The organism is Parvularcula sp. IMCC14364 (genome assembly GCF_030758415.1).
In the GTDB taxonomy this organism is placed as follows: domain Bacteria; phylum Pseudomonadota; class Alphaproteobacteria; order Caulobacterales; family Parvularculaceae; genus Aquisalinus.
The window spans coordinates 1,054,942-1,079,220 of the sequence record NZ_CP132334.1; the positions used below are offsets into that span (position 1 = coordinate 1,054,942).

22 protein-coding genes, 1 tRNA gene and 1 pseudogene are annotated in these 24,279 nt (G+C 53.8%); 19 read left to right on the forward strand and 5 right to left on the reverse strand.

Features of this window, described 5'->3' with window-relative positions:
• Nucleotides 1–18: 18 nt before the first annotated feature.
• From clpS to RAL90_RS05060, 4 genes are all read left to right on the forward strand, one after another.
• Nucleotides 19–381 (forward strand): ATP-dependent Clp protease adapter ClpS, encoded by a 363-nt coding sequence (clpS, locus tag RAL90_RS05045; RefSeq protein WP_306253432.1) that lies wholly within the window; start codon nt 19–21, stop codon nt 379–381.
• A gap of 43 nt (nt 382–424) precedes the next feature.
• The gene (clpA, locus tag RAL90_RS05050; protein WP_306253433.1) at nt 425–2,758 is read left to right on the forward strand and encodes an ATP-dependent Clp protease ATP-binding subunit ClpA; all 2,334 of its coding nucleotides are present in this window, start codon (nt 425–427) and stop codon (nt 2,756–2,758) included.
• A 306-nt stretch (nt 2,759–3,064) separates the two neighbouring features.
• A complete protein-coding gene (hemN, locus tag RAL90_RS05055; protein ID WP_306253434.1) occupies nt 3,065–4,411 on the forward strand; it encodes an oxygen-independent coproporphyrinogen III oxidase in 1,347 nt (448 codons plus the stop codon).
• 76 nt (nt 4,412–4,487) lie between these two features.
• Nucleotides 4,488–5,183 (forward strand): Crp/Fnr family transcriptional regulator, encoded by a 696-nt coding sequence (locus tag RAL90_RS05060; RefSeq protein ID WP_306253435.1) that lies wholly within the window; start codon nt 4,488–4,490, stop codon nt 5,181–5,183.
• Here RAL90_RS05060 and RAL90_RS05065 read toward each other — a convergent pair.
• Nucleotides 5,170–5,427 (reverse strand): hypothetical protein, encoded by a 258-nt coding sequence (locus RAL90_RS05065; protein WP_306253436.1) that lies wholly within the window; start codon nt 5,425–5,427, stop codon nt 5,170–5,172. The two genes, RAL90_RS05060 and RAL90_RS05065, sit on opposite strands and share 14 nt — an antisense overlap.
• A gap of 124 nt (nt 5,428–5,551) precedes the next feature.
• Here RAL90_RS05065 and ccoN point away from each other — a divergent pair, with 124 nt between their 5' ends.
• Genes ccoN through ccoS form a run of 8 tightly spaced genes read left to right on the forward strand, consistent with a single transcriptional unit; the run spans nt 5,552 to nt 13,375 of the window.
• Nucleotides 5,552–7,222 carry a cytochrome-c oxidase, cbb3-type subunit I gene (gene ccoN, locus RAL90_RS05070; protein WP_372340405.1) on the forward strand — a complete coding sequence of 557 codons (1,671 nt, stop codon included), beginning with the start codon at nt 5,552–5,554 and terminating at the stop codon, nt 7,220–7,222.
• A 12-nt stretch (nt 7,223–7,234) separates the two neighbouring features.
• A complete protein-coding gene (gene ccoO, locus RAL90_RS05075) occupies nt 7,235–7,969 on the forward strand; it encodes a cytochrome-c oxidase, cbb3-type subunit II (protein WP_306253438.1) in 735 nt (244 codons plus the stop codon).
• Between the two features lie 12 nt (nt 7,970–7,981).
• Nucleotides 7,982–8,143, forward strand: coding sequence for a cbb3-type cytochrome c oxidase subunit 3 (locus tag RAL90_RS05080; RefSeq protein WP_306253439.1), 162 nt, complete (start codon nt 7,982–7,984; stop codon nt 8,141–8,143).
• Complete coding sequence (gene ccoP, locus RAL90_RS05085) at nt 8,133–9,011, forward strand: cytochrome-c oxidase, cbb3-type subunit III (protein ID WP_306253440.1); 879 nt, start codon at nt 8,133–8,135, stop codon at nt 9,009–9,011. Before RAL90_RS05080 ends, ccoP begins: the two co-directional genes overlap by 11 nt.
• A 27-nt stretch (nt 9,012–9,038) precedes the next feature.
• Nucleotides 9,039–10,490, forward strand: coding sequence for a cytochrome c oxidase accessory protein CcoG (ccoG, locus tag RAL90_RS05090; RefSeq protein ID WP_306253441.1), 1,452 nt, complete (start codon nt 9,039–9,041; stop codon nt 10,488–10,490).
• 2 nt (nt 10,491–10,492) lie between these two features.
• Nucleotides 10,493–10,996, forward strand: a complete 504-nt coding sequence (locus RAL90_RS05095; protein WP_306253442.1) for a FixH family protein — start codon at nt 10,493–10,495, stop codon at nt 10,994–10,996.
• Nucleotides 10,984–13,221, forward strand: coding sequence for a heavy metal translocating P-type ATPase (locus RAL90_RS05100; protein WP_306253443.1), 2,238 nt, complete (start codon nt 10,984–10,986; stop codon nt 13,219–13,221). The genes RAL90_RS05095 and RAL90_RS05100 overlap by 13 nt, the downstream gene beginning before the upstream one ends.
• Nucleotides 13,222–13,225: 4 nt before the next feature.
• Nucleotides 13,226–13,375 (forward strand): cbb3-type cytochrome oxidase assembly protein CcoS, encoded by a 150-nt coding sequence (ccoS, locus tag RAL90_RS05105; protein WP_306253444.1) that lies wholly within the window; start codon nt 13,226–13,228, stop codon nt 13,373–13,375.
• A 21-nt stretch (nt 13,376–13,396) separates the two neighbouring features.
• Here the strand turns inward: ccoS and RAL90_RS05110 are convergent, their stop codons facing one another.
• The gene (locus RAL90_RS05110) at nt 13,397–14,164 is read right to left on the reverse strand and encodes a DUF2189 domain-containing protein (protein ID WP_306253445.1); all 768 of its coding nucleotides are present in this window, start codon (nt 14,162–14,164) and stop codon (nt 13,397–13,399) included.
• Nucleotides 14,165–14,360: 196 nt separating this feature from the next.
• Here RAL90_RS05110 and RAL90_RS05115 point away from each other — a divergent pair.
• From RAL90_RS05115 to RAL90_RS05125, 3 genes and pseudogenes are all read left to right on the forward strand, one after another.
• Nucleotides 14,361–14,516 (forward strand): annotated as a pseudogene (locus RAL90_RS05115) (transposase); the annotation flags it as partial.
• Between the two features lie 249 nt (nt 14,517–14,765).
• Nucleotides 14,766–15,529, forward strand: a protein-coding gene (locus RAL90_RS05120) for an IS5 family transposase (RefSeq protein ID WP_306253446.1) whose coding sequence is annotated in 2 segments (ribosomal slippage) — nt 14,766–15,099 and nt 15,099–15,529 — 765 coding nt in all. Because the reading frame shifts where the segments join, the coding sequence is not laid out codon by codon here.
• Between the two features lie 111 nt (nt 15,530–15,640).
• A complete protein-coding gene (locus tag RAL90_RS05125; RefSeq protein WP_306253447.1) occupies nt 15,641–16,039 on the forward strand; it encodes a hypothetical protein in 399 nt (132 codons plus the stop codon).
• A 155-nt stretch (nt 16,040–16,194) separates the two neighbouring features.
• On the opposite strand, the gene RAL90_RS05130 is transcribed toward RAL90_RS05125, so the two are convergent.
• Nucleotides 16,195–16,270, reverse strand: a tRNA-Lys gene (locus RAL90_RS05130).
• Between the two features lie 160 nt (nt 16,271–16,430).
• Here RAL90_RS05130 and RAL90_RS05135 point away from each other — a divergent pair.
• Nucleotides 16,431–18,533: a Gfo/Idh/MocA family oxidoreductase gene (locus RAL90_RS05135; RefSeq protein WP_306253448.1), complete on the forward strand. Its 2,103-nt coding sequence runs from the start codon at nt 16,431–16,433 to the stop codon at nt 18,531–18,533.
• Entirely contained in the window at nt 18,520–19,629 is a 1,110-nt protein-coding gene (locus RAL90_RS05140) for a glycosyltransferase (RefSeq protein ID WP_306253449.1), read from the forward strand. Before RAL90_RS05135 ends, RAL90_RS05140 begins: the two co-directional genes overlap by 14 nt.
• Here RAL90_RS05140 and asnB read toward each other — a convergent pair.
• Entirely contained in the window at nt 19,610–21,490 is a 1,881-nt protein-coding gene (asnB, locus tag RAL90_RS05145) for an asparagine synthase (glutamine-hydrolyzing) (RefSeq protein WP_372340406.1), read from the reverse strand. The two genes, RAL90_RS05140 and asnB, sit on opposite strands and share 20 nt — an antisense overlap.
• 133 nt (nt 21,491–21,623) lie before the next feature.
• Here asnB and RAL90_RS05150 point away from each other — a divergent pair, with 133 nt between their 5' ends.
• The gene (locus RAL90_RS05150) at nt 21,624–22,523 is read left to right on the forward strand and encodes a polyprenyl synthetase family protein (RefSeq protein ID WP_306253451.1); all 900 of its coding nucleotides are present in this window, start codon (nt 21,624–21,626) and stop codon (nt 22,521–22,523) included.
• 37 nt (nt 22,524–22,560) lie between these two features.
• Here the strand turns inward: RAL90_RS05150 and RAL90_RS05155 are convergent, their stop codons facing one another.
• Nucleotides 22,561–23,022: an Lrp/AsnC family transcriptional regulator gene (locus RAL90_RS05155; protein WP_306253452.1), complete on the reverse strand. Its 462-nt coding sequence runs from the start codon at nt 23,020–23,022 to the stop codon at nt 22,561–22,563.
• 196 nt (nt 23,023–23,218) lie between these two features.
• Here RAL90_RS05155 and RAL90_RS05160 point away from each other — a divergent pair, with 196 nt between their 5' ends.
• Nucleotides 23,219–24,259, forward strand: coding sequence for a Glu/Leu/Phe/Val dehydrogenase dimerization domain-containing protein (locus RAL90_RS05160; protein WP_306253453.1), 1,041 nt, complete (start codon nt 23,219–23,221; stop codon nt 24,257–24,259).
• Nucleotides 24,260–24,279 lie beyond the last annotated feature (20 nt).

Consider the following 24,279-nt stretch of genomic DNA (forward strand, 5'->3'; position numbering starts at 1 on the left):
CCAAATAATGCCTTCAACATGACAGCAATCAACACGTATATTCTCACGCCAGCACATTGTGGCCCAGACCGTGACCCCAACGAGGATCGGGAAACGGGCACAATCACGCGAGAAAAACCCAAGACAAAAAAACCCTCGCTCTACAAGGTTATCCTTCTGAACGATGACTACACGCCGCAGGAATTTGTTGTCTGGCTGCTTGAGTCAGTCTTCAATAAATCCGCAGAGGAGGCCGTGCGCATCATGCTTCACGTCCATCAGACCGGTGTTGGCATTTGCGGCATCTATACCTTTGAAGTCGCGGAGACTAAGGTCGCGCAGGTCATGGAACTTGCCCGCCGCAATGATCATCCTTTGCAGTGCATCATGGAAAAGGAATGAGGGAACCACCACATAACGGTCACCCACGAACCCGGAGCATATTTTGGCCAGTTTTTCAGAGAACCTAGAAAAGTCCATTCATCGCGCGATTTCCATCGCCAATGAGTACAAGCACGAGCTTGCCACGCTGGAGCATCTGCTTCTGTCGCTTATAGAAGACCCTGATGCTATCGGCGTGATGACGGCCTGTTCCGTCGATCTCGACGAGTTGAGGCAGAACCTGAAAGACTACCTGGATGAAGACCTCGAAAAGCTCGTCTCGGAAGACGAAGATGATGCCAAACCCACCACAGGCTTCCACCGAGTGGTGCAGCGGGCGCTGATCCATGTGGAAACTTCTGGCCGCTCCGAGGTGACGGGTGCCAACATTATCGTCGCCCTGTTTGCAGAGCGCGAGAGCCACGCGGCATACTTCCTCCAGGCACAGGAGATGACCCGTTATGACGCGGTAAACTATATCTCCCATGGTCTCACTAAGAACGGACAGCCGGGCGAAAACCGCACACCTGCCGGCGCCGACCAGGAAGAAGATGCACAGAACAAGGCTGGGCAGGATGCGCTTTCGTCCTATACCGTCAACTTGAACGAGAAGGCCCGCAAGGATGAGATTGACCCGCTGATTGGCCGGGAAAAAGAGGTTGAGCGCGCGATCCAGATTCTCTGTCGGCGGCGCAAGAACAACCCGATTCTGGTTGGTGATCCCGGTGTTGGCAAAACCGCGATAGCGGAAGGGCTCGCACGCAAGATTGTCGATGAAGAAGTGCCCGATGTGCTTGAGAATGCCACGATCTATTCTCTCGATATGGGCGCACTGCTCGCCGGAACGCGCTATCGCGGCGATTTTGAAGAGCGTCTGAAAGCCGTCCTCAAGCAGATCACCTCAATCGAAGGGGCTGTGCTGTTCATCGACGAGATCCATACCGTGATCGGGGCAGGGGCCACGTCCGGCGGTGCCATGGATGCCTCAAACCTGTTGAAGCCTGCCTTGCAGGACACGAAATTCCGCTGCATGGGCTCCACCACATACAAGGAGTTCAAACAGCATTTCGAGAAGGATAGAGCGCTCGCACGTCGCTTCCAGAAAATTGATATTGTCGAGCCATCTGTACCCGATACAATTGAAATCCTGCGCGGCATCCGGCCATATTTTGAAGATCATCATAATCTCAAATATACGGATGAAGCGATCAAGACGGCTGTGGAATTGTCCGCCCGCTACATGACGGACAGAAAACTGCCGGACAAGGCAATCGACGTGATCGACGAAGCCGGAGCCCGCCAGATGCTGTTCAAGAAAGAGGACCGGGCTGAGGTCATTGACGTGCCCCATATTGAAGAGACACTGGCCACGATGGCGCGCATTCCGCCAAAGTCTGTTTCCAAGTCAGATGAAGAAAAACTGAAATCCCTGCCGGATGACCTGAAACGTGTTGTTTACGGACAGGATAATGCAATTGAACAGCTTTCCGCCGCGATCAAACTGGCGCGGGCAGGCCTGCGTGAGCCGGACAAGCCCATTGGTTCCTATCTGTTTGCGGGACCCACGGGTGTTGGCAAGACGGAAGTTGCCAAACAGCTTTCCAACATGATGGGCGTGGAACTCCTGCGCTTCGACATGTCCGAATATATGGAGCGGCACACAGTCTCGCGCCTCATTGGCGCGCCGCCAGGATATGTCGGCTTCGACCAGGGCGGTGGCATGTTAACCGATGCAGTTGACCAGAATCCGCATGCGGTTGTGTTGCTGGACGAGATCGAAAAGGCGCACCCGGATATTTACAATATCCTGCTGCAGGTCATGGATAATGGCAGCCTGACAGATACCCATGGCAAGAAAATAGACTTCCGCAATATCATCCTGATCATGACCACCAATGCTGGTGCCTCTGACGCGGCGAAGATGGCGATTGGCTTCGGCGCGGGCAAGAAGGTTGATGAAAGTGATGCTGCGATCAAGCGCCTCTTCACGCCGGAATTCCGTAACCGCCTCGACGCTACGATCCAGTTTGCCGGTCTTTCTGCGCCGATTATCGAACGCATCGTTGCCAAATTCGTCCTTCAGCTTGAAGCGCAACTGGCCGACCGCAATGTTACGTTCGAATTGACCGAAGAGGCAACGAGCTGGCTTGCCGCAAAGGGCTTCGATGAGGAAATGGGCGCTAGGCCTCTGGCCCGCACCATTCAGGAATATATCAAGAAGCCGATTGCCGATGAGCTCCTGTTCGGTTCCCTGAAGCATGGTGGCATCGTCCGTGTGCTGCGTGATAAGGATGACAGCTCACAGCTGGCTTTCGAATATATTCCAGAGGACCCGAAAACAGCCGAACCTGACGAAGGCGAGGGGGATAAAGCCGACGAAGAAGAGCGCGTGCGTTAGGTTGATGCAGATTTGAGGAAATTCCGTTGCTGAATTTAGGGGCGCAATGCTCCTCGGATCATTTCGGACCATCACTCCAGAGAACACGCAGGTCTATAGCCTTTGGCGTTATGCTCTCGTCACTTACCGGGGAATGGCGAGCCTCACAGGCCCAGACTATAAACCAGTTTAATGTGGAGCTTCAGGTAATGGCGATTTTGAGATGGGCGTCGTGAGTTTCAATGCAGAATAATTTGCGTTACGTGCAGCTGATTTGATTAAGTCAGTTATTGTGGCTGAATTATCTGTCACGAATAGACCATGAAAATGGTCTGGCAAAAATACCTTCTGTCTAACGCGCCCCGATACACGAGTTTTCCGTCGGCGCTGTTCTTTGATGATCGTGTGAACGGGGATGTCCTGTCCGGGGCCTTGGCCCAGATCGCGCCGTATGAGCCGGTTTCTCTCTATCTGCATGTGCCCTTTTGCCAACAGCTTTGCTGGTATTGCGGCTGCAATATGTCGGTTGAGAATAACTATGATCGTGCGGCGCACTATACACAGACATTAATTCGGGAAATCGAGTTGGCTGCGCGGCATCTGGAAGGACGCGGCGAGGTTGTCAGCATACACTTTGGGGGCGGCACACCCAACTTTCTGTCGCGCGAAGACCTGGGGAAAATCTTTGACGCAGTCGAGCTTAATCTTGGCCTGACGGACAAGACCCATATCGCGATGGAAGTAGATCCGCGCTATTGTCCGCCCGGCTTGATCCGCTCCCTTGCCGCGTTTGGTGTGAACAGGTTCAGTATTGGCGTACAGGATTTCGATATTCGGGTTCAGGCTGCAATCAACCGCATCCAGCCTTACGAACTGATTGAGGAATGTGTCGCTGAGATGCGGGCCAGTGGCATCGATGATATCAGTTTTGATCTTCTGTATGGGTTGCCGCACCAATCAACAAAAGTTTTTGCATCGACACTGGAAAAAGCAGAGAGCCTGTCGCCGGACAGAATTTCCCTTTTTGGCTATGCTCATCTGCCCGCCCGGCTCAAACATCAACGTCTGATCCGCGATGAGGACCTGCCTGACAGAGATGCGCGTTATGCGCTTTCGCAACAGGCGGATTCATATCTGGTTGAACATGGCTACTGCCGTGTCGGTTTTGATCACTTTGCCAAGCCTGATAACCCGCTAGCCTATGCGGCCATGACCGGAAACCTCCGCCGCAATTTCCAAGGCTTTACCGATGATATTGCCGAGAATGTAATTGGCCTTGGCGTTTCTGCCATAAGTCTGGTGAAGGGGGTTTATGCGCAAAACGCGAAGCGCACAGATCAATACACCCGATTGATTGAAGCGGGAGAACTGGCCGTAGAAAAAGGTTGGGTTCGAAGTGCCGAAGATGAAACCTGCGGGCGCATTATTTCTGATCTGCTCTGTTTCAGGAGCACAAATCTGAATGACTATTACCCGGTGGCTGAGGCAACGAGCCCGTCAAAATTGGCCGGGATTCGTGCCAGGCTATCCCCCTATATTGAGGATGGTATAGCTGTCTGGGAAGACGGTAAAATAATCATTCCCGAACAGGCGCGGGCGTTTTCGCGTGTCGTGGCTGCTGCGTTTGATCCATACATCGAAACAACACAGAAATCTCTCACGCAGGCTGTCTAGTCTGGTTGCCAAATCAACACCATCTGGCTTAAAATGCCTTTTATATGCAGGGGTTAGCTGGAATGTTGCGAAAAGAATGAACCAGACAAAGGACTGCCCTTATAAAGGCCCGGACGAAGGTTTCTGTTCACTATGTCAGGTGAGGGATAAGTCAATTTGCGCGGAATTAAACGCGCAGGAAATCAGTGAAATTTCCAGAACCATGGCCCATGGCGCAGTGTCCGAGGGGAAGGCCTTGATTTCAGAAGGGGAGCCGAACGGCAACCTCTTTGTAGTCGTCGACGGCAGTTTTCGTCTAGTGCGTCATCTGGAAGACGGGCGACGTCAGATCGTGGGTTTTCTTTTCCAGGGCGATTATCTGGGGCTTCAACCAACGGAATCCAGCTTCCACACCGCTGAGGCGCTGGAGCCGAGCATGGTCTGCCGTTTCCCCCATGAATACCTTGATGACACCAGTCAGAAATATCCGGGCATAAAGAACCGCCTTTTGGCGCGCGGCCAGTCTGAAATGCAGAAGGCTGAAAACCATATCGTGCTTCTTGGTAAAAAGACGGCAGAAGAGCGTGTGCTGAGTTTTCTGGAGATGGTGCGTGCCCATGGCAGCAGCACGGAAGATATGGTCTTCCTCTCGATGTCCCGGCAGGATATGGCCGATTATCTGGGGTTGCGCCTGGAAACACTCAGCCGCACACTTGCCAGCCTGAAAAAATCCGGTGCGCTTAAAGAAGTTTCAGGTCGCCGTGTGGTTTTCGCTGACACTATTTCTGCCTAGCTGATTTCGGGATGCACTTCTGACGCTCGGAGGCGCAAACCGCATGGCAGGCTGTGGGGGCCGGATCAGGTTTTTTGTCGTCGTCTCCGAGCAACTCATTCTCTGAAATATAATAGAAGCCTGTACTGGTGCAGATTTTTATCATGGCACCGTTATCCCCCGGCGCATAATGCTGGGTATTCGCGGGATTGAAGCTCAACGCGAAGGCAAGTAAACCGGCAAGGCGCAGAGTCCGTATCGCCACAAACTTCTTCCCTGTTTCCTGTTACTGAATTTATTGTCTTTCTGCGGCAGAGGATTGATTTAGGTCAAATAGCTTGCTGTCGGTTTTGCTACCGATGTCTCAAACAACACTGGAAGTTTGTGACATGACATCTGACGTGGCTAATAAACATGGTAATATGCCTGTGCGGGGCAGTGACGTTACCATTCTTGGTATCTTTCTACTCCTGGCGAGCCTGTTTTTCCTGTTCGTGACAATGCGCTCGCCGGATGAGCTGATGCGCGTACACGCCCTTATCTTTCTTGGCGCTTTTTATCTCGGCATTTTCGCCCTGATACACTGGTCGGGGAATGCGAAGGCGCGTGATGAGAGTACGTACATGATGGGCATCGTGAAGGTCGGTGTTGGCCTGTCTGCCTTCTGGGGTGTGGTCGGCTTTCTTGTTGGTGTTGTGATCGCTTTCCAGCTTGCCTTCCCTGAGTTCCTCTACTTTGAGGAATTGGGCTGGACCAATTTTGGCAGACTGCGGCCCCTGCATACCTCAGCGGTGATATTCGCGTTTGGAGGTACCGTGCTGATCACAACCTCCTTCTATGCTGTTCAGCGGACTTGCCGCGCCAGACTCGCGGGCGGTGTCGCCCCCTGGTTTGTCTTCTGGGGCTACCAGCTTTTCATTGTGATTGCTGCCACGGGGTACCTGATGGGGGTTACGCAGTCCAAGGAGTATGCTGAACCGGAGTGGTATGCAGACCTCTGGCTCACCATTGTCTGGGTCGCCTATCTTTTTGTATTTATCGGGACGATCTGGAAGCGCAAGGAGCCTCATATCTACGTGGCTAACTGGTTTTTCCTTGCCTTTATCGTCACAGTGGCGCTGCTCCATGTGGTGAATAACCTGTCTGTGCCGGTATCACTGGTTGAAACGCGCAGCTATTCTGTCTTTGCCGGTGTTCAGGATGCGCTGACACAATGGTGGTACGGACATAATGCGGTGGGTTTCTTTCTGACTGCCGGATTCCTCGGCATCATGTATTATTTTATCCCGAAAAGGGCTGAGCGGCCTGTTTACTCATACCGGCTGTCAATCGTGCATTTCTGGTCTCTGATTTTCATCTACATTTGGGCTGGTCCGCACCATCTGCATTACACGGCATTGCCGGAATGGGCCCAAACGCTTGGAATGACTTTTTCCATCATGCTCTGGATGCCATCCTGGGGCGGCATGATCAATGGTTTGATGACATTGTCAGGTGCATGGGACAAAATCCGGACTGATCCGGTGATCCGCTTGATGATTGTTGCTGTCGCATTCTACGGCATGAGTACCTTTGAGGGGCCACTGATGTCTATCCGTGCGGTCAACTCTCTATCTCATTATACTGAATGGACTATCGGGCATGTGCACTCTGGTGCCGTTGGCTGGGTTGGTTATATCAGCTTTGGTGCTCTTTATTGTCTTGCCCAGTGGGCCTGGGGGCGCAAGCGGATTTATTCAAACAATCTTGTTGAGTGGCATTTCTGGATCTCAACTGTCGGCATCCTTCTTTACATCACGTCCATGTGGGTGGCTGGCATTCTGGAAGGTCTGTGGTGGCGCGCCTATGATGATTTCGGGTTCCTGCAATATTCATTCATCCAGACCGTCGAAGCCAAGCATATATACTACATTATACGCGCTGTGGGCGGAACATTGTTCCTCATTGGCTCCCTGATCATGTGCTATAATTTGTGGCGCACTGCACGCGGCGATGAGCTCGAAAAGGAAATCCGTGAAGATGCTGTCACATCAGCCCAACCAGTCCCGGCAACGGCATAACGAGGTTCAAAAATGTTAAATCGACATAAATTCCTTGAAAGAAACTCCGGGCCATTGCTGGCAGGTATTCTCGTGGTCGTTGCAATCGGTGGTTTGATAGAAATTGCGCCACTATTCTACCTCGAGTCCACGATAGAGGAGGTGGAAGGGGTGCGCCCCTATACACCACTCGAACTTGAGGGACGCGATATCTATATCCGTGAGGGCTGTTACGTGTGCCACAGTCAGATGATCCGTCCCCTTCGGGATGAAGTTGAGCGCTATGGTCATTATTCTCTGGCGGCTGAAAGCATGTACGATCACCCGTTTCAGTGGGGGTCAAAACGCACAGGCCCGGACCTTGCCCGCGTGGGCGGCAAGTATTCTGATGAATGGCAGAGGCAGCACCTGATCGATCCACGCAGCCTCGTACCCGGGTCAGTGATGCCACCTTATGCGTTCCTGGAAGACAATTCGATCAAAGCGGACCGGACAGCTTCAAAGATGCGCGCAAACCGTACCGTTGGCGTTCCCTATACAGATGAGCAGATTGAAAGTGCGAAGCATGATTTGCGTATGCAGGCCGGAAACCCGATCGCAGAGGACTATGATGGCTTCGAAGAAAGGTGGCCGGAGGTGAGCGTGCCGGATATTCCAACTGATACTGACATCACTGAGATGGACGCGCTGATCGCCTATCTTCAGGTTTTGGGGACGATGGTTGATTTCTCAACCTATGAAGCTGAAGACCCGGATAACAGGCGGTAAGGAGAATAATAAATGTACGAATTTCTTTCTCAACTTGCACAAACACTGGGGCTGTTACTCTTCGTTCTCGCCTTCCTGATGATCCTTCTCTATGCGCTTGCGCCTTCCAATCGGCAAAAGTTTGACCATGCGGCACGCATGCCGCTCGACGAAAGCGACGACTATGACAAATAACGACGAAAAAGAAATTGATGAGGTGTCTGGTGTCGATACGACCGGGCATGAATGGGACGGCATCAAGGAGCTAAACAATCCGCTGCCGCGCTGGTGGTTGATCCTTTTCTATGTGACCGTCATATGGTCGGTGGTGTACTGGGTATTCATGCCCTCCTGGCCGGGCATTACCGGCTATCTGCAAGGAACGCGTAACCATTCAGAGCGTGAAAATGTGGAGTTGGCGCTGGATCAGTTACAATCTGTCAGGGCGGAGAATGCTGAGCGCCTTCTGTCTGCAAGCTCACTGCCAGAAATTGAGCAGGATCCACAACTCTTGCAATTTGCCATGGCGTCAGGAGCATCTGCCTTTGGTGATAATTGCGCCACGTGTCATGGCGTTGGTGGCGGCGGTTTCCGCGGCTATCCAAACCTAAATGACGATGTCTGGCTGTGGGGCGGTACACTGAGTGATATCAAGCAGACCATAGCTTATGGTATCCGTTCAGAGCATCCGCAGGCGCGGATGTCGATTATGCCGGCTTTTGGCGCTCAGGGCATACTGAGCGCAGCACAGATTACGGATATGGTTGATTATGTCGAAAATCTGGCTGGGCGTGATGCTGATATGGAAGCAGTGGCACGCATTGAGCCTGTCTATCAGGCGCAGTGTTCTGCCTGTCACGGTATAAACGGTCAGGGTGATCGAGCACAGGGGGCTCCCAATCTGACAGATTCTGAATGGCTGTTCGGCGATGACCGCGCAGCAATTCGGGACACGATTTACAATGCTCGCAACGCAGTCATGCCGCACTGGAATGAGCGTCTTGATGAGCCAACCATCACAGCCCTGGCTGTATACGTTCACACGCTTGGTGGCGGCGAATAATCCGGCCATCAGAAAAAAGTGTCAGTAATGAGCCAGTCAGGCATCCAGCAATATGACGTCTCTGCGGTCAACAGCACGCAGAGACGTGAACTCTACAAGAAGCGCGAAGCTGTCTACCCCAAGCTGGTGCATGGCAAATACCGGTTTATCAAATGGGTTCTCTTGTTTGTTACGCTGGGTATTTATTACGGCCTGCCATGGGTGCGCTGGCCGCGTGGACCGAGTGAGCCAGACCAGGCTGTGCTGGTAGATTTTACCGGCCAGCGATTTTATTTCTTCTTTATAGAGATCTGGCCAGACGAGCTGTATTTCGTCACAGGACTTCTGGTGCTCTCGGCATTATTACTTTTTCTGGTAACGGCGGTTTTTGGCCGCTTGTGGTGTGGATATGCCTGTCCGCAAACAGTTTGGACGGACCTTTTCATCGCTGTTGAGCGATTGATAGAAGGGGACAGGAACAAACGCATTGCGCTGGATAAGCAGAAGTGGGGCGTATCTAAAATTTTCAAGAAGACTAGCAAACATACGCTGTGGTTACTTATTGCCGCAGCCACTGGTGGGGCCTGGGTGCTTTATTTTCATGATGCGCCTACTGTGATTGGCAATCTTTTCACCGGACAGGCACCGATGAGTGCCTATCTTTTTCTGGGAATACTGACGTTCACCACATATACGCTGGCCGGTATAATGCGTGAGCAGGTCTGCACATATATGTGCCCATGGCCGCGTATTCAGGCGGCCATGACGGACTCAGAGACATTTTCCGTGGGATACTATCATGCGCGTGGTGAGCCGCGCGGCAAGCACAAGAAAGGCCAGTCCTGGGAGGCGCGCGGCGATTGCATTGACTGCAAAGCCTGTGTCGTTGCGTGCCCTATGGGGATAGATATCCGCGAAGGGGACCAACTTGAATGCATTAACTGTGGATTATGTATTGATGCGTGTGATGACATCATGCGTAAGGTCAACAGGCCAACAGGACTGATTGGTTACGGATCAACCTATCGGTCGACCGTTCATTCTGAGAAAAAACGTATCTTCCCGAAGCTTTTTCGTTCCCGCACAGTGTTTTACTCAACGGTTATTCTGATTATCTCAGCTGTCATGCTTTTTGGTCTCACTAATCGGGCAACGATGGAATTTACAATAGAACGCAACCGTGCTCCTGCTTTTACGGTTCTTTCTGACGGCAGTATTCGTAATGCCCTGACCGTTCGTATCTTGAACAAGGTAAGCGAGGAAGTATCATTTTCACTTGCCTTTACAGGCCCGGACGCCCTCGTTGTGGACGCTGTCGGATATACGCCAGAAGATGGAGCGTTGGCGCTGCGCATTCCCGGGGATCAGTTACAGAACACGCGCGTCTTTTTAACGCTGCCGAATTCTGAGGTGGAAGGTAATCAGATCAAGGCCACGCTTGTTAATAACCGCACAGGCGAGACAACAGAGAAATTACTGTCATTGATAGGGAAGGGGTGACCATGACCGCGCAGGCAAAAAAACAATTCGAGTTGACCGGATGGCATGTGCTCATAGCCGTCATTATTTTCTTCACCATTATCGCTTCAGTCAATGCCGTCATGATCACACTTGCCCTTAAATCGTTTCCAGGGGAAGAGCAGAAGAAATCCTATATGCAGGGCCTTCAGTATAATGAAGTACTGGCGGAACGCGATCTGCAGGAATCTCTCGGATGGCAGGCCATTCTGTACGATGGAGATACTCTCACCGCTGGTAACACTTCTATCAGGGTAAGGCTGGTCGATGCTGAAAATACCCCCCTGCAGGAGATGACCCTTGAGGCGACACTTGGCCGACCTGCTACAGATGAACGGGATATTACGCCTGTCTTCAGGTTGACGCAGGGTAATCTGTACGAAGCGCAAATTGACGGGCTTGAGGCAGGTGTCTGGGATCTGAAAGCTGTCGCCACAGCACCAGACGGCACGCAACTAACTTTCGAGAAGCGCCTGTGGCTCAGATAGACAAAACACCTCCCGGTGGATGCCCAAGCAATCTGGCACCGCCAAGCGATCTGGCAGAAAATGTTGTCTGTCCGGATGCATTTGTGCGCCAGGATGGCGAGCAGTCGCGGCTCGAGCTTGCTGTCTTCGGTGCGAAATGCGCCGGTTGCATTGCCAGGATAGAAGGTGCGCTAAAGGTCTTGCCTGGAATGCAGGAAGCGCGTCTGAATCTCTCAACGGGCAGGTTGCGTGTCATCTGGCAGGGTGATCTGCAGGCGGAACAGGTGACCACTACTGTCAGATCTCTGGGTTATCGTGTGACGCCATATGATCCGGAAGCTTCTGAGAAAGAGACAGATGAGCAAGGGCGGTTCCTGATCCGATGCCTGGCAGTCGCCGGTTTTGCAATGGCGAATATCATGCTTCTGTCGATCGGAGTCTGGTCGGGCACAGGCGGTGAGATGGGAGAGGGAACGCGCGCATTGATGCATTTCGTCTCTGCCCTGATCGCTATCCCGGCGGCTGCCTATGCTGGTCGCCCGTTTTTCATGTCAGCCTGGCGCGCGCTGCGTTCGGGCGGTGCCAACATGGATGTACCAATTTCTCTCGCGGTGCTGCTTGCCGTTTCCTATTCACTTTTTGAAACTTTCCAGTCGGGTGAAGAAGTTTACTTCGATGCGGCTGTCATGCTTCTTTTCTTTCTGTTGATTGGCCGCTGGCTGGATCACGCCTTGCGCAATCGCGCGCGCGCCGCCGCACGGGATTTGCTGGCGTTACAGGCTGTTTCAGCAAACCGCTTGGATGCTGACGGGGCATTACATGCGGTGCCGGCCAGAAATATCCAGCCAGGTGATCAGATTTTACTGGCAGCAGGCGACCGTGTGCCCGTTAATGGTCGCATTCTCTCCGGGCTTTCCGAAATGGATGTTTCACTGGTGACCGGAGAAACTGATCCGGTGTTGCGAGGTCCGGGGGACAATATTGAGGCGGGCATCCTGAACGTCTCCGCAGTCGTGACGATGGAAGCAACGGCCACTGTGGACAATTCGCTTGTTGCGGAACTGGCGCGACTGGTTGAGGCGGGTCAACAGGGTAAAAGTCGTTATGTACGTCTGGCTGACAGGGCAGCGCGTGCTTACGTGCCCATCGTTCATACGCTGGCAGCAGTTACTTTTCTGGGCTGGCTTTTCATCTTTGATGCTGGACTGCGTGTCAGCCTTATGAATGCCATAGCTGTACTGATCATTACCTGTCCATGTGCGCTTGGGTTGGCCACGCCGGCGGTCCAGATTGTTGCGACAGGTGAACTGTTCCTGCGTGGGGTCCTCGTAAAAGCGGGGGATGCACTGGAGCGGCTGGCGCAGGTCACACATATTGTTTTTGACAAGACAGGCACACTCACGCTTGGCAAACCTCAGTGGATCAACGCCGCCGAACTTGCCCCGTCGCAGTTACATGCTGCTGCTGCCCTTGCGCGGGCGAGCCGTCACCCCCTCTCACGCGCGATAGTGGATGTGGCCGGTACAGGTATTGTTGCAACTGATGTTGAGGAGCGGCCGGGTCAGGGCGTGAGCGGCCTTGTAAACGGGAAGCGGGCAAGGCTTGGGCGGTCGGAGTTCGTCGGAGCAGATGATCACCATGAAGGTGATGACAGTACCCTGACCTTTATCTCTTTGGAAGGAGAAGCACCAACCGTGCTGCGGTTCGAAGATACTGTCAGGGAAGATGCGACCAGAACCATTGCGCAGTTGAAGAAGGCCGGCATCAAAGTGTCCCTTCTGTCCGGCGATAGGCAAGTGCCAGTGCAGAACCTGTCAAGGAAAGTGGGCATAGAAGATGCGTATGCGGCACTCACCCCGTCAGAAAAACTTGAAAAACTGTCAGATTTTGCTGTCCGTGGTGAGCGTGTCGCGATGGTAGGGGACGGGCTCAATGATGCCCCGGCGCTTGCCAGTGCACATGTTTCCCTGTCACCTGGATCAGCTGTGGAGGCGGCGCAATCGGCCGCGGATTATGTTTTTCAGGGTCCGGGACTTGGCGCTATTACGAAAGCGTGGAAAATGGCACGGCGTGCCCAACGTCACATATTGCAGAACTTTGCTTTCGCGGCCCTCTATAACTGTGTTGCGGCACCACTTGCGATGGCAGGGCATGTCACGCCGCTTATTGCAGCCTTGGCCATGTCCGGGTCGTCACTCATTGTCACACTGAATGCCCTGCGCCTGAAAATCGGAAAAGGAGACTAAGCCAATGGAAAATCTCATGATTCTGATACCGGCAGCCTTGTTGCTGGGGGGGCTGGGCGTCGGTGCATTCATGTGGTCGCTAAATGCCAATCAGTATGAAGATCTCGATGGTGCAGCAAACCGTATTCTGCTTGATGATGATCTGGAAGACTGAGCGGGCTCTGCGCTAACGCTTCTACTGACTGAATATATCGCGATAAGCGTGCCAGGTTGCGTGTCCCAGCAGGGGAAAGACGAGCATCAATCCCACCAGAATGGTTGCTGCCCCAAAGGCGACGAGCAGGGCAATCATCCAGGCCCAGAGAAAGCATGGACCCGGATTGTCACGCACCACTTTCATGCTGGCAATCACTGCGTCCAGTACATTTGAATTCCTGTCGAGAAGCAGTGGAACGGAAAATGCCGTCATCGCGAATATCACAATAGCGATGAGCCCGCCAACAACCGACCCGACGACCAGCATCATCAACCCCTGGGGGGTCTCCAGAATGAATTCCGTGAAATTTGTCAGCGGCATATAGGTGCTGGACACAAAAAGGGCATACAGAACGATAGCAATTCGTATCCATACCAAAAGGGCGAACATGATGATAAAACCGATATAGGCAATGTGAAGAGGTGATTTTGCCCGAACGAAGATAATACTGGCGGCGGAATAAGGCTCCCGTGTTTCGTGGCACCGGCTCAATTCATACAACCCGATGGCCATCATCGGCCCGACCATTGCAAAGGCGCCGACGGCAACCGGTATCCACGCCGAGAGTCCGGTTTCCCAAAGCAGATAGTTGATGCCAAAACCGACCATGACGAAAGTAAAGCCGTACCCCAGGCTGAGCACAGGGTCTTTCCAGATATCTGCCCAACCTTTGTTCAGCCATTGCCATGGCGATTCCGATGTAATGCTTCTGGTTACGCGCTGATACGCTGGTTGTTCGCCCGGCATGGATCGCCCCTTTTTGCATCATGCATACTCCCTCAAGGCGGAAGACATTTGATATTGGTCAATTTTTGAAACATCTCTGATATTTCCCGCGCCCTTGAATGGGTGAAAAAAGTATCTGCGTATCTTGCGATACATGTGGACGGCCCTGTTCATCGCCAACTTCTGGGCCTGAGGAATACGCCGTTCACCATCGTAATGTCTGAACACCCACTGGTTCATAAACTTTGACGATGCTCGGGAAAAACTGGAGAACTGGCGTAGAGACTATAATGAGTTTCGACCCCACAGTGCGATTGGCAATATCCCACCTGTCGAACTGGTAAATCGAATGGTGGGCCAATCTCCGCCATGATCATCAAACCGGAAAATACTCCGGCCAGGTGGTCCAACATTGGGGAGCGCTTCAACAGCACTTGAGACTCCACCAAGAAATGGGCCATAACAATGGGGCTTTACAGAGGTGAATTATGGACAAAGCTAAAATCAGCTCGCGTGTTCAAGAGGCTCTAACTCTAATTGAGAGTGGGAGGCTAGGCTCAGGACCTATTAATCTTGTGATCTGATACGAACGGTGATTCAAGATTGCAAAGGAGGCTTTGCAATGAGCGATTTGATTTGGTTATCGAAAGAGCAGTTGTCACGGATTGAGCCGTATTTTCCTTTATCCCGTGGTGTTCCGCGCGTTGACGACAGGCGTGTATTGTCCGGGATCATCTTCGTGATCCGCAACGGTTTGCGCTGGCGTGATGCGCCGAAGGAATATGGTCCGCACAAGACTTTATACAATCGCTTTATCCGCTGGAGCCGCTTGGGCGTTTTTGATCGCATCTTTTCGAACCTGTCTGCGCAAGGGGACGTTTCCGAAACGCTGATGATTGACGCCACGCATTTGAAAGCCCATCGCACCGCGTCCAGCCTTTTAAAAAAGGGGCTTTTCCCAGGCACATTGGACGCACAAAAGGCGGCTTGAACTCAAAACTTCACGCCGTTGTCGATAACATGGGACGCCCGCTGATCATGTGTCTGACGGCTGGACAGACAAGCGATCATATCGGCGCAAAGCTGATCTATCCGGCACTGCCGGAGGGCGCGAAAACCCTGATCGGCGACAAGGGTTACGATAGCGATGAGTTTCGCAGCGCTCTCACCGCTAAAAACATTCAGCCCTGCATCCCACCGCGAAAAGGACGGCGTCATCCAGCGGAGTTTTGCGAAACTCTCTATAAACAACGCCACAAAGTCGAGATCATGTTCGGAAGGCTAAAAGACTGGCGGCGCGTCGCCACCCGCTATGACCGCTGTGCTCACACATACTTCTCAAGCATCTGCATCGCAGCTACGATGATCTTCTGGATCAATCAATGAGTCCTGAGCCTAAATAAGACTCAACTCGTTAATATGTATCATAATTGTCTGAGATATGGAGATTTAACAGAAGAGGAATCTGAATTGCTAATAAGTGCAATCGAAAAAAGAATGCGAATTGATTTTCCGAAGGAAGCCACAAAACTCTTTGGCCCTAAGGACTCTGAACCGAAAAAACTCCTTCAGGAAATTTACGACAGACTCAGAACTACGTACGATTTAAGTGACGATATTTTACCAGGTGAAGGTGTCAAGACAGGTGGTCGAATAATCAGAGGTGAGGCATTTATTGACATTTATATTTCCTACAAAAACCCAGACATGTGGAATGTCGGCATCGGGTACATCCAGTTGTCGCCCAAAGAAGAGCCATTTTTAGAAGTGAACTTATATCAAACTGGCACCAACAAATCTGATATACGCGAAAAACACGAATTCACACTTGCTCAACAAGACGAAGCGGAACGAAAGCTATTCGAACTGGTAGAGCGGGTGGCGGTTAGCAAATGAAGTATTCAGCAGCAGGACTCTCTAATTGAACGAGGGAGCCAAGGGCCCCACGTTAGATCATCTGAACGCCAACCTCCATGCCATGTAATTAGCGCAGACACCAGTCACCGGTGTTTGCCATGTTTGATGGAGTGCATTACTTTTATGAAAAGGGATGGTGAGCCCGACAGGAATCGAACCTGTGACCCACTGATTAAAAGTCAGTTGCTCTACCGACTGAGCTACGGGCCCACTTAAGGAACGCATGAGATAAGGATTTCCTGTCAGGGCGTCAACACGAAAATGCGGCTGATTTTCGAACGCTCTTGCCGGGCCCTGTTTGCTCACAAGTTAACAAATTAAGGATGAATTTGGGCCATAACAGTTCTGAGCAGATACCAGCAGGAACAAGATGAAACAGGTAGCCCTGATCGGGACCGGCAATATCGCCCAGACACATGCGCAGGCCTTGCAGTCACTGGATAATGTGCAGCTTGCCGCCGTAATGGATGTCAACGGCGCTGCTGCCGAAACCTTCGCCGATAAATTTGGCATCCGTCAAACCCATGCCGATATGGCCAGCCTGCTGGCCAGCACGGTTGATGTGGTTCACGTACTGACCCCGCCAGCGACCCATTTTGCAGTGGCGCAGGAAGTGCTGAACGCCGGTAAAAGCGTTTTTCTGGAAAAGCCGATGGCCGAGACTGTGGCTGAGTGCCAGCAGCTTCAGGCGCTGGCGGCGGAAAATGACGTATCTTTGCGCATCAACCAGAATTATGTGTTCACGCCCGCCCACCAGAAATTGCGCAAGGCACTGGAGGAGAACCGTATCGGCCCTGTGCGCAGTGTGCAGTGTGATTATGTGGTGCCATTGCGCCAGCTTGCGGCGCGCCAGTTTGGTCACTGGATGTTCGATTCGCCCCTGAACCTGCTTCTGGAACAGGCTGTCCACCCTGTCAGCCTGGTCGATGATGTGTTGGGCACGCTGGATGTTGAAACCGTGTGGCATGGGCCCGCACAGGAATATGCGCCCGGTATCTTTTTGGTGACGGAGTGGATCGTGGTACTGCGCGCTGGCTCTGTGCCGGTGCAATTACATTTGAAGCTGGGCGCAGATCACCCGGATTGGCGGCTTTCGCTCATGGGGGATGATGGCTGGATCGAGGCTGATTACATGCGTGATACAACCCGTGTGCAACAGGCCGGCGCCTATATTGAGTTTGCCGAAAACTTGCGCAGCAACCTTGCAGACAGTGCCAGCCTGACCGGGCAAGGCCTGATGGCCTCCGGCAAGTATCTGGCGGCGCAGGCAGGCCTTCTCGGTCGCAGTGACAGTTTTTATGTCTCCATACGGAACAGCATCGAGCAATTCTACACTGACCTTGGAGAAGCAGCTGACAATCTGGATGGTGCTCAGGGAATGCGCGTTGTTGAGGTTTGCGAGAAAATCGCAGTCAAAACAGCACTGCCGGAAAAGGCCATATCGGCTGCGCCCCCCATGGCCGGTGCAAAGAACCCTTCCGTGCTGGTCCTGGGTGGTACCGGCTTCATCGGATCTGCCCTTGTCCGTAAGCTGACAGAGCAGGGTGAGGTGGTGCGTGTTATTGCGCGCAATACGGCAAACCTGCCCAGCCATTTCAATGGCGATAATGTTGAAATTGTCAAAGGATCAATCTCGGATGCGGCGACGCTTGCCTCGGCGATGGCAGGTGTACCCAGTGTGGTCAATCTGGCCCATGGCGGTGGCGGCGATAGCTGGGAAGCCATTCGAGCCGCGCTCGTCGGGGGCGCGCGCACGGTAGCAGAGGCCGCGCAGGGCGCAGGCGTTGAAAGGCTTCTGCATGTGGGCTCTATTGCGGCTCTCTATCTTGGGGACGCACAAACCACCATTCGGCATGACACGCCTGTCGATCCGTTGCGCGAAGAGCGGGCGGATTATTCACGCGCCAAGGCAGAAGCCGACCTGATGTTGTTGGAGTTATATAAAGAACAGGGTGTGCCCGTGAGTATTTTCCGTCCCGGCGTTGTGCTGGGACAGGGTACGTCGCCGTTTCACAGCGGGATTGGTTTCTATAACCGCGATAGGGTTTGCCTCGGTTGGAACGATGGCACGAACCCGCTGCCGCTGATCCTGGTGGAAGATGTTGCTGAAGCGCTCCGCCTCGGTGTCATGGAAGTGCCAGCGGCAGCACTTGCCGGGCAGTGCTTCAATCTTGTCGGTGATGTGCGCCTCAGTGCCCGTGATTATACGTCAGAACTGGCCGGCGCCACAGGGCGCCCGCTCGTCTATCGGCCTCAGTCCCTGTGGCAGCAACAGGCTGCGGAGGTGAGCAAATGGGCAATCAAGCAGGTGGGCGGGCGCAAGGTTGCTTTCCCGTCAATGCGCGATCTGCGCTCGCGCGGACTTGTGTCCCCATTCGATATTTCCATTGAAAAAACGACCCTGAACTGGCAACCCGTCAGTGACCGGACCGTCTTTATCGATCAGGCAATCCGTATCCATGGCAGTGCCTGAACATACGATATATCACGTCTTTTCGACTTTCGCTGTTGGCGGGCCGCAGCGGCGTTTTGCAGCGCTGGCGCGAGAAATGCCCGCCTTCCATCATGTGATTTCTGCCATGGACAATACCTATGATGCGCAGGAATTGTTGCGAGGGCAGTGCTCATACGAAATCCGCCCCGTGGAGATCGAAAAAGGCAGCGGCTTCAGCCCGGCCAATATCCGGCACTTACGCGAGCATATCAAAACAGTGTCAGCAGGCCTTCTGTGCACGTATAATTGGGGCAGTATTGAAGCGGTCATGGCCAATGGCACTGTGCTGCCCGGTAAATCTTTGACGCCGCATCTGCATTTTGAAGATGGCTTCGGGCCGGATGAAAGCCCGACGCGGCAAAACTGGAAGCGCTCCTTTGCCCGGTGCCTCCTGCTGCGCAATACCAGAATTATCGTGCCCTCCAATGTACTGAAAAACCTTGCCTGCAGCAAATGGGGGCTGAACCCTAAAAATGTGATTTACATCCCGAACGGGGTCAACCTTGAGCGCTTTCAGGGCGGGCAGCGTCTGTCAGATGAACGGTTGGTCATTGGCACATTGGGCGCCTTGCGTAAGGAAAAGAATTTTGCCCGCCTCCTGCGGGTCTACGCGCAGGCCAGCATTGCAGAAAAAGCCCGGCTGGTCATTGCCGGGGACGGGCCTGAAAGGGCTGCACTGCAAGCCCTCACTCTGGAGATGGGTTTGCAGGATGATGTCGCTTTTTCGGGGCACACGGAAAACCCGGAAGAAGTTCACGCCACGTTTGATATTTTCGCGCTGTCATCAGATACAGAGCAGATGCCCATTGCCCTGCTTGAGGCGATGGCTTGCAGCCTTCCTGTGATATCAACAGATGTGGGCGACGTGGCCCAGATGGTGGCTGAAGAAAACCGCCGCTTCATTCTGCCGCTGATGGATGAGGACCGGCTTGCGCAAGCCCTGTCAGAACTGGTCAATGATCCACAGGGCAGAAAAACGCTCGGCTATCTGAATCGCCGCCGTGTTGAACAGGCCTATAGCCATGAAGCGATGGTCAGCCAGTATCAGACTATCTTCAGTCAGATTTTACGTTAGCCTGTACGGATAAAAATGCCTCAAACATGATCAGGCTCCATAGTTCCTGACTAAGATTTCGCTGGCCGGATTTATGTTGCTGAATCATGGCCTCAACCCGGGCGTTGTCAAAAAAGCCGGATGTGCGCCAGTGCTCACTGGTGCTGAGCAGGTGCAGGGGATTGTTCTTCTCCGCGCGCAGCCATGCCGCCACCGGCAGGCCGAAGCCCTGTTTGGGGCGATAGAGAATATCCTGCGGGATGCGTTTTTCCAGTGCCCGCTTGAGTACAACCTTGCCTTCATGTCCTTGTAACTTGTGGGCCGCCGGCAAGCGACCTGCCCATTCCACCAGCCTGTGGTCGAGTATGGGCGGGCGTACTTCGAGCGAATGTGCCATGGAGGCGCGGTCCACCTTTGTCAGCATTCTGCCGGGCAGCCATGTATGCAGGTCAACATATTGTGCGGCCAGCAGGGGATCATCCGTATCAGCCTCATCCATCAACCGGGCAACGCGCTGTGCCGGATGATGGGTACTGATTGTATGCATGAAGTCGGGGTTCAACATGGAATGCACATCTTCGGGACGGTTTATGGTTACCGCCCGGAAATAGCTTTCAGCCGTCGTTTCGCTGAGCGATCTGAAACCTGACTTCAGGCGCAAGGGGCGGGGCGCGTCATCGAGTGCCGGATAGATGCGGGCCAGTGTTGAGAACAGGGGCTGCCGCAGGGCATGTGGCATGAGGCGGCGCACACGTTCTTCCTTCAGGAAAAAAGGATAGCGCCGGTATCCGGCAAAAAGTTCATCACCGCCATCACCGGACAACGCAACCGTCACCTGTTCCCGCGTTTTCTGGCAGACCAGATACATGGGCAGGGCGGATGTATCGGCAAATGGTTCACCATAAACCGATGCGATACGCGGCACGAGTGCGGCAACATCCAGATCGGCTACTTTCTCCGTATGATGTGTATTGTAGATCGACGAAATCTGCTGTGCATAGACACGCTCATCATGTGTCTCTTCGGCAAAGCCGATGGTCGTTGTCTTTACCGGTTGATCAGATTGCAGGGCCATGGCGGCAACAATGCCGCTGGAGTCCACGCCGCCTGAAAGAAATGCCCCCAGTGGCACATCAGAAACCATCTGACTGTGCACGGATCTGTCGAGCAATTCAGTCAATTCCTCGCTGGCAGAAGCCAGACTGATGTGATGTGCCTGATCCAGTCTCACCTGCCAGTATCGTTGCGGTGCAGGCAGGTCCTGCGTGGCGGCGGTCAAAACCAGCGTTGAGGCAGGCGGCAGCTTGTGGATGCCGTTATAGATCGTGTGCGGATCAGGTACATAGCCATAGGCAAAATAATCCGCAATAGCTTCGCGGGAGAGGTCGGCTGGCAAAAGCCCGCTTGCCATCAGGGCAGGCAACTCTGAGGCAAACAGGAGGAAGCCGTCGGCGCTTGTCGCATAGTAAAGAGGCTTTTCCCCCAGCCGGTCACGTGCCAGAGTCAATGTGCGGGCGTTTTTCTGCCAGACGGCAAAGGCAAACATGCCTAGCAGGTCGGGCAAGGCCGCTGCCTGATCTGCTTCCCACATTTCCGTCAGCGCTTCTGTATCGCTTTGTGTACGCAAAGCCATGCTGCGTTGCGCCAGTGTCTTTCGCAGTGCTGCATAATTATAGATTTCGCCATTGAAGCAGAGCACCGTGTCGCCACTATGCGAAACAAAGGGCTGCTGCCCGCCTGCAAGATCAATAATCGCCAGCCTGCGATGGCCGAGGCCGATACCATCCTCAATGAAGAACCCTTCACCATCGGGGCCGCGATGGGCCAGCGCATCTGTCATGCGCGTCAGCGCGTCGCGGTCAATCTGCCGCTGCGCTTTCATGTCCATTATACCTGCGATGCCACACATGACGGCTCCAAAAATCTGGCGATCCCGAACTTGGTCCGTGACATAGTCGGGCTGTTTTCTTAAGAAAGCGCTTTGATTCTCGCTAATTTACTGGCAGGCGCGCTCCATGACCCAGAGTAATGTTTTTGATACAGAAATTCTGACCGCCATTGAGCAGCAACTGGACCATCTGCTGACCCGCCCGGCACAACCCGCGGCGGCAGGTCTTGAGCGTATCTATGCCGCGATGCGCTACAGCGCTCTGGCGGGCGGCAAACGCCTGCGGCCCTATCTGACGGTTTTGGCCGCCGATCTTTTCGACGTGCCTCGCAGCCAGTCGATCCGGGCGGGCAGCGCGATCGAGCTGATCCATTGTTACAGCCTCATCCACGATGATCTGCCTGCGATGGACGACAGTGATCTGCGCCGGGGCCGCGCCACGTCTCATATCGAGTTTGATGACGCTACGGCTGTTCTGGCCGGGGACGCGTTGCTGACAGAGGCTTTCGCCGTGCTGGCGGATGCGGCGACTCACCCGGTGCCGGAAGTGCGCACCATACTTGTCAGCCAGCTGGCCATGGCTGCCGGGCCAATGGGCATGGTCGGTGGGCAGATGATGGACATCATGGCCGAGACCGGCATGGCCGCCGCCGAGGATATTGCCCTCATCCAGTCGCTAAAAACAGGCGCGCTTATCGCTGTTTCCTGCCGCTTCGGGGCCTATCTGGCGCAGGCTGGCCAGCCCGAAACAGATGCTCTCCAGCGCTTCGCCGCTGATATCGGTCTGGCCTTCCAGATCACCGATGATTTGCTGGATGTTTCCGGTTCTGCCGCCCAGACCGGCAAGCCGACCGGGCAGGATGCCATGAACAGCAAACCGACATTCGTTGACCTTCTGGGAGAGACAGGCGCGCGCGAAAAAGCTGCAACCCTGATAGAAGATGCCAAGCAGGCGCTGGCCGTCTTTTCGCCCCGTCAGGAGCCACTGGCGCGCATCGCGGATTTTATCCTGTCGCGCCAGTCCTGAAACCGGCGGTTTGAGATCGCACAAGTGCCTGGGGCCACTAGGGCAGCGGCAGGATGTTTTTCTTGGTGACCTGACGCAGGGTGAAGCTGGATTCAACAGACGCTACATTGTTCATGCGCAGCAGCGTCTCTGACAGAAATGATTCATAATCCACCAGATTGGGAATGATCACCCGCAGGAAATAATCGAACTTGCCGGTCACGAGATAGCATTCCACCACTTCCGGACGCTCGCTGATCTCCGCCTCAAAAGAGCGCAGGGAGGCTTCATCTTCACGCTCCAGCTTGATCATGATGACAACAGTCACACCGATGCCCAGTGCCTCGCGGTTCACCTCGGTGTGGTAACCCTTGATAATATCTTCGGATTCCAGCCGCCGCAGCCGCCGCAGGCACGGCGTAGGGGACAAGCCGACTTTTTCGGCCAGGTCGGCATTCGTGATTCTGGCATTTTCCTGCAGATAATGCAGGATTTTGCGGTCGATTTGGTCGAGTTTCATCGGGCGTTCCTGTTTTTTCGACAGACTTATGACATATAATGCTAAACAGCAACACTCATCAGCAACAACCGCGATGATTTGTGACCGAATCTGATGGCGCTGTGGTAAATTCCACCACAGGCAAAGCTGATACTGGCATTGGCGCCGGCAACGCGATATTTCACTGCCTGTATCACTGCAATCAAGGGAGTGTCGCATGGAGAGCCGCATACTGGACGTGGAAGGCTGGGAGAAGGTTGTACATTTCACGGACAAGGAGACGCAGCTGGAAGCGATTATCTCCGTGCACAACTCAAATCTCGGCTCTGGCCTTGGTGGCTGCCGCGTGCGCAAATATGACAGTTTCGAGGATGGCCTGACCGATGTGAAGCGCCTGTCTCGCGGCATGACCTACAAAAATGCGCTGGGGCATATTCCGTTTGGCGGCGGCAAGGCGGTTGTCTTTGCTGATCCGTATTCAGAGAAAACGCCCGAGATGATGCAGGCCATGGGCCGCGCGATTGACTCGCTTCAGGGGCTGTATGTCAGCGCGCAGGATTCCGGCGTCACAACAGATGATATCCGCGAAATGCGCAAGGCCACCCGCAATGCCGCCGGCGTTGAAGATGAGCAGGGCCGTGGGGGCAACCCGTCCCCGTTCACTGCCTATGGCGTCTGGCAGGGCATGAAGGCAGCCGCGGCCCACAAGCTGGGCAGCGATAGCCTGAAGGGTGTGCGGGTCTCCATTCTGGGCCTTGGGGCTGTCGGGATGGCCCTGGCGGATTATCTGCATCAGGAAGGTGCACGGCTTGTCGTGGCAGATATCAATGACAGGGCGCTGGCCGCCGCGCGCGAGAAATTTGCTGCTGAGGTGGTCAGCCCGGAAGAAGCCTGCGCGCAGGACGTGGACATCTTCGCCCCCTGCGCATTGGGGGGCTCGATCAATGATGGCACAATCAACCGCCTGAAGGCAGGGATCATCGCCGGGGCCGCCAACAACCAGCTCCAGCAACCTGAATTTGATGGTGTGCTGAAAGAAAAAGGCATCCTCTATGCGCCAGATTATGTCATCAATGCAGGCGGTGTCATCAGCATCGGCCATGAGTTTCTTGGCGACTGGAACAGGGACAAACTCTATGGCGCCCTCGACAATATCGCCACAGTCCTGACCCAGATCTTCGAGCGGGCAAAAGCAGAAGACAAGCCCACCGGCATCATCGCCGATACATTGGCCGAAGAGATATTCATGCAGGCCTGAGTGGGGTAGCCATGAGTGGG